The organism is Aminobacter sp. P4_H6_2 (assembly GCF_056400805.1).
In genome coordinates this window covers 1-7,351 of sequence record NZ_JBFUKO010000265.1, presented here as the reverse complement: position 1 = coordinate 7,351, position 7,351 = coordinate 1, and the positions used below count along the sequence as shown (strand labels likewise).

The window sequence follows — 7,351 nt, the reverse complement described above, 5'->3', positions numbered from 1 at the left end:
TCCTGATACTTGGTTTATGTGACAAGCCCCTGCCAATCTCTATGAGCTGGAAAAGCAGATAGAGGTCGTCCGCAAGACCATCGACCACACCTACCTCAATGACATCGAAGGGCTTGCGGTGCCTTCGCTTGAGAACGTAGCGCGCTGGATCTGGGACAGGTTGGAACCCCAGTTGGCAACTCGATCGTGTGGCGGTCCGCCGGGGATCACAAGGGCAAGCCGAAGGTACCGTGTACAGCGGGCGCGCGCTGCACAAGGTCGGCGCCTAAGCGGAAGCTCTCGATAGCGTCGTAGCGCAACTGCGGCGCAGGCACTTGATTGCCTGCGCTTCTATGTACAGAGCTGACGCTGATCAGTTCAGCATCGGCCTACTGGCTCCGGCTTCTCGAACCGGATGCCGTCCAGGGCAGCATCAACCGCCCCAACCAGCGCACGAGCGAGCTGAACAGGAAGCCCATCAACGCCACAGTGCAGATGCCGACATACATGCGGTTGGCCTGGAACAGCGACCACGAATGCCAAATGCGGTAGCCTATGCCCTGGCTTGCCTGGACAAACTCGACGCCGACGATAACCAGCACCGCCGTGCCGATGGCGATGCGCATGGAAATGAACAGCTGTGGCAGAAGCGCGGGCCAGGTGACGTGGCGGAACATGTTCCAGCCCTTAGCGCCGAACGAACGAGCCGCCTCGTGGTAGTTCTCGGGGATGGCGAGCACCGCCTCCATGCACTGGATCCAGACCAGGAAAAACACTGTCATCCCGACGAGCAGCACGCCCGGTAGTTCGCCAAGACCGAAGATCAGGAGGAGCAACGGCAGCAGTGCAAGTTTTGGCACCGTATAGAGCGCGGTGAGGAATGGCTCCAGTGCGGCGCGCGTCAGCCGCGACAGGCCGAGCAACAGTGCGGCGCCCAGCCCGGTGATGACGCCGATAGCGAAGCCAGCGAGCACGCGAAGGGCGCTGGCAAGGACATCCCTCTGTAGCATCCCTGTCTGAAACATTTCGACCGCTGACATGAAGATGGCGCTTGGTGCGGGGAAAAAGCGGGTGTCGAGAAGACCGGCGCGGGCACAGATTTCCCAGAGGATGAAGAACACGACAGGCGTGGCCATCGCCAGCACCTTTTCCTGCCTTTGCGCCCGGCGTGCGTAACCGCGCGGGTCGCGCTCGGCTTCGCCCGGTCTGATAGCGATGATCTTTTCCATGCTGGTCGCCTCCTCCACTTCGATCTTGATTCAGGCAGCGTGCTTGCCAACCTGCTCTCGCAGCAGGTTCCAGATTTCCTGTTCGAGCTTGGCGAACATCGGCTCACCTCGGATTTCCGGCGCGCGCGGTCGCACGAACGGCACCTCGAATTCAGCGATGATGCGTCCCGGCCGCGCCGACATCACCACGACCCTGTCGCCCAGCAGCAGCGCTTCTTCGAGGCTGTGGGTGACGAAGACGACCGTGCGCCTGTCCTCTTGCCAGAGCGTCAGCAACTCATCCTGCAGAATACGGCGATGCTGGGCATCAAGCGCGGCGAAAGGTTCGTCCATCAAAAGGATTTCGGGCTCGACCGCCATGGCCCGAGCGATGGCGACGCGCTGCAGCATGCCCCCTGAGAGCGCCGGCGGATAAGCGTTGGCGAAGTCGGCAAGGCCCATCTTGCCGAGCCACGCGGTCGCGCGCCTGTCGGCCTCGGCGCCGGCCATGCCTGTCATCTCCAGGCCGAAGCGCACATTGGCCTGGATCGTCTTCCACGGAAACACATTGTAGTTCTGGAACACCATGGCGGTGGGAACGGCACGCGTGCCGCTGGCATGCACAAGGATTTCGCCCTCGCTCGGCCTGTGCAGGCCGGCGATCATCCTGAGTACCGTCGACTTGCCGCAACCCGATGGGCCAACGAGGCAGACGAATTCGCCGCTCCGCACGTCGAGGTCGACGCCGGCGAGCGCTTCGACATTGCCGTTGGCGTCATAACGCTTGCGCACACCCCGCACCTCGATCTTGGAGGGTGCGTCGGCGGCCAGCTGCACGGCCGCGGCGATGTCGGTTCTGCGCAATGAATTCATCTGTCGCTCCGTAAGGAAGTGCAGTTCGGCGAGCGCCTCCGAGCACTCGCGAACGAGAGGCTAGGCTGATAGGCGAAGTCAAAACAATCGCTTCCGCAGATTTTCCGGATAGCCGGAAAATTGCCGGTTGAGTTTGACAGCCTGCTCCGTTCGACGCCTAATCGTCGTGTCTCAAGTGGCGGAAATCGTTGCCGCTTTGGACAGCGGAGGCGCAGCGGCGAAATTTATGCTCCGCAATGTTGTTTCAATTCCACGCCGGGTTTCCGGCGGTCACAGCAGGCTACGAGCGGCGAGCGCCAGGCGTTCGACGGACGGCGAACTGCGTCCTGAAGAATGATTTGCGAGATTGCATATGCAGATCGTCGGCATCGACACTGGCGGAACCTTTACCGACACAGTCATCCTCACCGAGGACGGGCGTGTTGGCGTCGGCAAAGCGCTGACGACGCACGGCCGGCTGATGGAAGGCGTGATCGCATCGCTTGGTGTCGCCTCCCGCTCGCTGGGCAAGAGCCTGCGCGAAATCCTCGAGACGACCGACATCCTGTCGCACGGCACCACGGTTGGCCTCAATGCCCTGCTGACGGGTACCGGCGCCAAGGTCGGCCTGCTGGTCACCTCAGGCTTTGAAGCGACCTTGCCGATGGCACGCTCCAACAAGGTGCACGGCCTGCCCGACGAGGACAGCATCAATGCGCTCAAATGGCGCAAGCCGGACTTGCTCGTTCCCCGCCGCCGCATCATCGGAGTGCGCGAACGCATCGACGTCGACGGCAATATCGTTGTGCCGCTGGATGAGGAGCAGGCCCGCCAGTCGATCCGCCAGATTGTTGCGCGCGGCGCGGAGGCGATCGGCATTGCGCTGATGTGGTCGCCGGTCAATGGCAGTCACGAACGACGCCTCGCCGAGCTCGTCGCCGAGGAGGCGCCGGGCTTGCATGTGACGCTGTCGAGCGAGCTTGCGCCGCGTATCGGCGAATATGAGCGCACCGCGACTGTCGCCATGAATGCCTATGTCGCGCCGCTTGTCGGCGACTACCTGACCTCGCTCGACGAGGCGCTGCGCAATAAGGGATTTGCCGGCCTGTTCCTGATCGTGACCATGGGCGGTGGCGTGCGTCGCGCCAGCTCGCTGCGCGATGCCCCGGTACACCTTCTTCAATCCGGACCGGTGGGAGGCATCATGGCGGCTCGCCAGGTCGGCGCGCGGCTTGGGCATGCCGATGTGCTCGCCACCGATGTTGGCGGGACCAGCTTCGATGTCGGCCTTGTCGTGGGGGGCGCTTTGCCTGCCGCCTCGCGGCCACGCATCGACCGGCACAGCCTTGCCGTTCCGGTGATCGACCTCGCATCGATTGGAACGGGTGGTGGCAGCATCGCCTATGTCGATCCCGAACTCGGCGTGTTGCGTGTCGGTCCACAAAGTGCCGGTTCGATGCCCGGCCCTGCCTGCTACGGGCGCGGCGGCAAGCAACCCACGGTGACCGATGCCGCTGTCGTTCTGGGTCATCTCGACCGCCTTGGCGGGGCACTCACGCTTGATCGTGAAGCGGCGCGGTCGGCGCTTGCGCCACTTGCCAGCAAGCTTGGCTTGGAAGTCGAAGCGGCGGCCGACGGGATCTTGCGCGTTGCCAATGCACAGATGGCCGATCTCGTCCGTCGTGCCAGCGTGCAGCGCGGCCACGATCCTCGCAACTTCGTGCTTTATGCCTATGGTGGCGCGGCACCCCAGCATGTCGGGCGCTACGCCGCCGAAATCGGCGTAAAGGCAATCGTCATACCGCGCCTTGCGCCTGAGTTTTCCGCTTGGGGCGCAGCCTCCAGCGACATGAGGACGTCCTACGAGATCGAGCTGCCCGCCCGACCGCTGCGGGACTTCCGTGATAGCGAGATCGAAGCATTCGACCGGCTCGAGCAGCGCGCTAAAGGCGAATTCGAAGGGCTGGCGGAGGCGGGCTTGTCAGGTACCGTCGAGATCAGGCGCAAGATCGGCCTAAAATTCTCCCGCCAGCTGCACCGGATCGACATCGAGGTGCCGGCGTCACGGCTCGACGGCGCCGAGATCGCCACTGCTGAGGCGGCATTCCGGTCTCGTTACGAGCAGATCGTGGGCCGGGGTTCAGCCCATGCCAAAAGCGCGATCGAACTCGCGGCCATCGTTGTCGAAGCGCGCATGCATATTGCCATGCCCGACGCCGCTCCAGCACAGATGCGTGGCGTGCCTCGACCCATCCGGCACCGGAAGGCCTGGTTCCTGGGCCGCGAGCGGGAGACGCCCGTCTTTTTGTGGGATGAGCTTGGCGCCGGCGCGGAGGTATCAGGGCCTGCCTTCATCGAATCCGAGCAGACAACGGCCGTGATCCATCCCGGCCAGATGGCGACAATCGACGAGGACGGCAATCTCACCATCGCCGTGCCTCGGGCCCACAAGCGCTCGCCGTCGCCCAGGATTGAGGAATTGGCATGACAATCGGCCCGATAGAACTCGAAATCATCCGCCACCGGCTCGAGGCCATCAATGCTGACGCTGGCGAGACGCTGGTCCGGGTCTCGGGTTCGCAGATCGCGTCCGAGGCGAACGATTTCAACACCGCTATCATGACCGCCGACGGCACCGTGGTCTCCTGCAGCAAGTTCATTCTCGTGCAATCGACCTCGCTCAACCTGATCGTCCGCGACATCCTGGATCGATACGATGAAAACCCCGGCATTGGTCCCGGCGACCAGTTTCTCACCAATGATCCCTATCTCGGGACGCTGCATCAGCCAGATGTCACGCTGGTGGCGCCGATCTTTCACGGCGACAGGCTGATTGCCTGGGCGGGGTCGACAGTGCACGAGCCGGATGTCGGTGGGCCGGTCGCCGGCGGCTTCAACTATGCCGCCCGTTCGATTTTCGACGAAGCCATACCAATCCCGCCAGTCAAGATCGTCGAGGCCGGCAGGATCCGCCGCGACATCGAGCGTGATTATCTTGCCCGCACCCGAACGCCAGAGCTCAACGCGCTCGACCTGCTTGGCCAGATCGCGGCGAACCGTGCATCCGAGCGCCAGATGCTTGAGCTCTGCGCTGCCTATGGGACCAACGGTCTCGTCGAGGCGATGGACAGGCTGCTTGCTTCGACAGAGGCGGCATTCCGCCGCCGCCTCAGCGAACTGCCTGACGGCGTCTGGCGCGAGAACTCCTTCATCGAGCATGAGCAGCGCGTCGGCGCCGACTATCTGCCGAACCAAGTCTACGCGATCCGGCTCGCCATGGCCAAGACCGGCGACAAGCTCAGCTTCGACTTCACCGCGAGTGACGATGAAGCGCCGGGCGCGGTCAACGCCACCTATCCGACACTGGCCAACTTCACCATGGCAGCGGTGCTCGTCCATATCTGCCAGGGACTGCCGTGGATGCCGGGCGCCATCTGGCGGACCATCGAGATCCGCACCCGCAAGCGGTCTGTGGTCGATGCCGAGTGGCCGGCTGGCGTCGCGATGAGCACAGGCACCTCGGCCCAGGCGATCCGCAACTGCGTCAGCGGTTGCCTGGCCCGTTTACTCGACGGTTCGGCAGCGCATGCGCACATGGCCATGGCGTCGTCGCAGTCGTCAGGCGCCGGTGGCATGTCGATTTCGGGACACAGGCTCGATGGCAGCCCCTTCACCACGCTATTTCTGGATGAGCTGAGCGGCGGCGGAGGCGCCACCCGTAATGCGGACGGAAGCGACACCTCTGGCACAGCGACGTCGCCCGGCGCTACGCCCTCGAACCTCGAAACCAACGAAGCATACTATCCGGTGCTCTATCTGACGCGCCGCGAGCTGGCCGATTCGGGCGGGCCGGGCGCGCGCCGCGGCGGCGTCGGCGCCATGCATGCCTATCGCCCTCATCAGACGGAACGCTCGATCGCACTCTTGTCCATGGCGCAAGGATTGCAGCATCCGGCGACCATGGGTGCAGCCGGCGGCGAACCCGGTTTGCCGAGCGGCTTCGCCATCATGAGCAGCGACGTGCCGGTAGCCGGTTCGAAAGGCTGGTCGGATCTTGCGGATGTCACCGATGTTCGGCTGCCGGATGCCGCCACCAGACTCCACCCGGACCAGATACTGGTCACGTCCTCGCAAGGCGGCGGCGGCTTCGGCGATCCGCTTGAGCGTAATCCGACATCGGTGGCAACCGACGTTCTCGACGGGTTGGTCAGCATCGGCGGTGCGTTGCGCGACTTTGGCGTGGTCCTGCGCCTCGACGGTGACCAGGCAGTGATCGACCATGCCGCGTCGGAGGCGGAGCGACAAGCACGTCTCAGGGCCCGGCTCGGCGGTCGCGAGTTGCGCAAGGCTGAAGGTCCGGTCAGCGGACGTCGCCTTTCTAGCCATTTCCGGGCCGTCGAAGCGTCCGGTGGCGAACAGATCGTATGCGCCAGCTGCGGCCATGGCATCTGCAACGCGGGCGCGGGTCTCTACGCGTCCCTTGTCGTCCACGAAGCTGCCGCAGGCGAGCGGTCGGCCACCACCGATCGCTATCCCGGCAGTGAGCGTTTCCGCCTCCGCCACCTCTATTGTCCCGGCTGCGCCCGACAGGTCGACGTTCAGGTCGCGGTCGCCGGCGATCCAGTGCTTGAGGCGATGGAAGTACTGCCACCCGATCAACCAACAGAGGCACGACCATGACCGCCATTCCTCTGCCTTATGGCGATGATCCCGACACGATGGGGTTCTGGGACGCGGCCCGCGAGAAGCGCCTTGTCGTGCAACGCTRCAAGGCCTGCGGCCATTGTCAGTTTCCGCCCCATCCGTTCTGCGCTGGCTGTGCCCGTAACGAAACAGAATGGGTCGACGCAGTCGGTCGGGGTCAAGTGTGGTCGTACGRCATTGCCCACGGCCCAACGCTGCCGGGTTTTCAGGATGTGGTGCCGTATCCGATGATCGTCGTCGAACTCGACGATCATCCGCATATCCGCATGGTCGGCAGTCTTGTTGCCGCACCGGAAGCCCCCATCAACAGCGTTCCCGCTTCGGCCATCCGTATAGGCTTGCCGGTCGATGTCATCTTCACCGCCGTCTCCGACGACATCACCTTGCCGCGCTGGATGGCTCGCGCATCCGAGGGTCAGAAGCCATGAGCGACACGATCTTCCTCAAGGACCGCACAGCGATCGTCGGCATCGGTGAGACCGCTTTCGGCAAGTCAATGGCGGAAAGCGAGGAGCAGCTTGCCTGCATGGCGATCAAGGCGGCGCTCGATGACGCCGGCATCTCGCCGTCGGAGGTCGATGGCCTGTGTTCGCTCAACATGGAAAATG

6 protein-coding genes and 1 pseudogene are annotated in these 7,351 nt (G+C 63.8%); 5 read left to right on the top strand and 2 right to left on the bottom strand.

Going from position 1 to position 7,351, the window contains the following annotated elements:
• The first annotated feature begins 46 nt into the window (after nucleotides 1-46).
• Complete coding sequence (locus AC1DUU_RS18435; protein ID WP_476784852.1) at nucleotides 47-286, top strand: 6-carboxytetrahydropterin synthase; 240 nt, start codon at nucleotides 47-49, stop codon at nucleotides 284-286.
• An 82-nt stretch (nucleotides 287-368) separates the two neighbouring features.
• On the opposite strand, the gene AC1DUU_RS18430 is transcribed toward AC1DUU_RS18435, so the two are convergent.
• Both AC1DUU_RS18430 and AC1DUU_RS18425 read right to left on the bottom strand, forming a co-directional pair.
• The gene (locus AC1DUU_RS18430; protein ID WP_476784851.1) at nucleotides 369-1,208 is read right to left on the bottom strand and encodes an ABC transporter permease; all 840 of its coding nucleotides are present in this window, start codon (nucleotides 1,206-1,208) and stop codon (nucleotides 369-371) included.
• A 30-nt stretch (nucleotides 1,209-1,238) separates the two neighbouring features.
• Nucleotides 1,239-2,060 (bottom strand): ABC transporter ATP-binding protein, encoded by an 822-nt coding sequence (locus AC1DUU_RS18425; RefSeq protein ID WP_476784850.1) that lies wholly within the window; start codon nucleotides 2,058-2,060, stop codon nucleotides 1,239-1,241.
• A 352-nt stretch (nucleotides 2,061-2,412) separates the two neighbouring features.
• Here AC1DUU_RS18425 and AC1DUU_RS18420 point away from each other — a divergent pair, with 352 nt between their 5' ends.
• From AC1DUU_RS18420 to AC1DUU_RS18405, 4 genes and pseudogenes are all read left to right on the top strand, one after another.
• Nucleotides 2,413-4,527, top strand: a complete 2,115-nt coding sequence (locus AC1DUU_RS18420; protein WP_476784849.1) for a hydantoinase/oxoprolinase family protein — start codon at nucleotides 2,413-2,415, stop codon at nucleotides 4,525-4,527.
• Complete coding sequence (locus tag AC1DUU_RS18415; RefSeq protein ID WP_476784848.1) at nucleotides 4,524-6,719, top strand: hydantoinase B/oxoprolinase family protein; 2,196 nt, start codon at nucleotides 4,524-4,526, stop codon at nucleotides 6,717-6,719. The genes AC1DUU_RS18420 and AC1DUU_RS18415 overlap by 4 nt, the downstream gene beginning before the upstream one ends.
• The gene (locus tag AC1DUU_RS18410; RefSeq protein ID WP_476784847.1) at nucleotides 6,716-7,171 is read left to right on the top strand and encodes a Zn-ribbon domain-containing OB-fold protein; all 456 of its coding nucleotides are present in this window, start codon (nucleotides 6,716-6,718) and stop codon (nucleotides 7,169-7,171) included. Before AC1DUU_RS18415 ends, AC1DUU_RS18410 begins: the two co-directional genes overlap by 4 nt.
• Nucleotides 7,168-7,351 (top strand): annotated as a pseudogene (locus tag AC1DUU_RS18405) (lipid-transfer protein); the annotation flags it as partial. The gene AC1DUU_RS18410 and the pseudogene AC1DUU_RS18405, both read left to right, overlap by 4 nt.